Raw genomic sequence first — 1934 nt, forward strand, 5'->3', positions numbered from 1 at the left:
ATGCAGCACAATGATTGGCCAAAACGAAGGTCTGCCAAGGTACGCCATATGAGAGGCCATACGGAGAGTTGAACACAACGAGGAGTTGCTCCCCAGGCCATTGACCCGGCGACAATCGCCGCCAACTCTGCTATCATGCTTCTCGATCTTGAAATGGCAGCGCTGGCGGCCATCCAGGCGGTGACCGCCCCGACACACGGGAGGAAGGTTATGGCCGGCTTTCATGTCATGGCGGACGCACGTGGAATGCATGTGCAGCCGGCGGTGCGCCGCATCACCACGTCGGACCTTTGGGATGCGTTGCGTCTCGGGTTCGAGGATTTCTGGGCAAAACCATCGCACTACGTGTTCCTGTGCCTGATCTATCCCATCGTCGGCCTGATCCTGACGCAGTGGACGTCCGGCGCCAATGCCATCCAGCTCATCTATCCCCTGATGTCGGGTTTCGCGCTGGTCGGGCCGTTTGCGGCGCTCGGCCTTTACGAGATCAGCCGCCGGCGCGAGCTCGGCATGAACACCTCCTGGCGGCACGCGTTTGATGTCCGGCGCTCGTCCGCGATCCCGTCGATCGCCGTCATTGGCGTCATGCTGGTGGCGCTGTTCCTGTTGTGGCTCTACACCGCGCAATCGATCTACACTGGCCTGTTCGGAGACCAGCCGCCGGCCTCGATCGGCGGCTTCATCCGCGACGTGCTGACCACCAGTAAGGGCTGGACGCTGATCCTTGCCGGTAATGCCGCGGGCTTTGTCTTTGCCGTAATCGTGCTGGCCACCACTGTGGTTGCCTTCCCGCTGCTGCTCGACCGCGACGTCGGCGCCGTCTCAGCCATCGAGACCTCGGCCCGGGCGGTGATGGCCAACCCGCTGCAAATGGCGCTGTGGGGCTTGCTGGTCGCCGTGCTTCTGGTGATCGGTTCGATCCCGCTGTTTGCCGGGCTCGCCGTCGTCATGCCGGTGCTCGGCCATGCCACCTGGCATCTCTACCGCAAGGTGGTCGAGCCGGAGCGGGCACAGCAGATAAGGCGACCGATGTAGGCTAGCTCTCAGCGCTGCGCGTCGGTCGCCATCTTCAGCGCGAGAGCCGCCAGCACGGTTCCCATCATCCAGCGCTGGATGACCAGCCACAAGGGCCGTCCGGCGAGGAAGGTGGCGATTGAACCGGCCGTCACCGCGATGACGGCATTGACGCTGAGGCTGATCGAGATCTGTGTCGCGCCGAGCACCAGGAGCTGCGACAGGACGTGACCCTTGCCAGGGCTGATGAACTGCGGCAACAGCGACAGATAGAGCACGGCCACCTTCGGATTGAGCAGATTGGTCATCAGGCCCATGGCGAAAAGCTTGCGCGGCCGGTCCCTCGGCAATTCGCGCACTTCGAATGGCGAGCGTCCGCCCGGCTTCACCGCCTGCCAGGCCAGCCACAGGAGATAGAGCACGCCGGCAAAGCGCAGCGCATCATAGGCGTAGGGCACTGCGAGCAGCAGCGCGGTGATGCCGAATGCCGCCGCCAGTACATAGAAGACAAAGCCGAGCGCCACGCCGCCAAGCGAGATGAGCCCCGCCTTCGGCCCCTGCGACAGGGAACGCGAGATCAAATAGATCATGTTGGGGCCAGGCGTCAGCACCATGCCGAGGCAGACCAGCGCGAAGGCGAGATGATTGGCTGTTTCGGGCATCTGTTCTTCCCCAGCGCGCCGCGAATGGACGCGCGATCCGGCAGGCGGCCAAGATGTGCCTGTCCCGGGAGGCGCGCGCAAGTGCATGGCGGCGCCAGCCGTTGTTCCAGCCAGCCCCCGAAGCCTGAGGATCAGCCGACGATGCGCAGGTTCGACAATTCGTTGCCGATTTCCTTGAAATCGTTCGACAAGCTGGCGCCGGTGGCATTCCAGAACAGTTTTGCCGGCTTGCTCGCGTCCGTTGGATCCTTGCGGAAG

General features: G+C 63.5%; 2 protein-coding genes. One reads left to right on the plus strand and one right to left on the minus strand.

The features are described 5' to 3' along the window. Positions 1 to 210 precede the first annotated feature (210 nt). A complete protein-coding gene (locus tag EN932_RS35035; RefSeq protein ID WP_127385625.1) occupies positions 211 to 1035 on the plus strand; it encodes a DUF2189 domain-containing protein in 825 nt (274 codons plus the stop codon). An 8-nt stretch (positions 1036 to 1043) separates the two neighbouring features. Here EN932_RS35035 and EN932_RS35040 read toward each other — a convergent pair whose 3' ends face one another. Beyond that, entirely contained in the window at positions 1044 to 1676 is a 633-nt protein-coding gene (locus EN932_RS35040; protein ID WP_024504845.1) for a LysE family translocator, read from the minus strand. Positions 1677 to 1934 lie beyond the last annotated feature (258 nt).

Origin of the sequence: Mesorhizobium sp. M7A.F.Ca.US.002.01.1.1, assembly GCF_004022955.1 — a bacterium.
Taxonomy (GTDB): domain Bacteria; phylum Pseudomonadota; class Alphaproteobacteria; order Rhizobiales; family Rhizobiaceae; genus Mesorhizobium; species Mesorhizobium ciceri.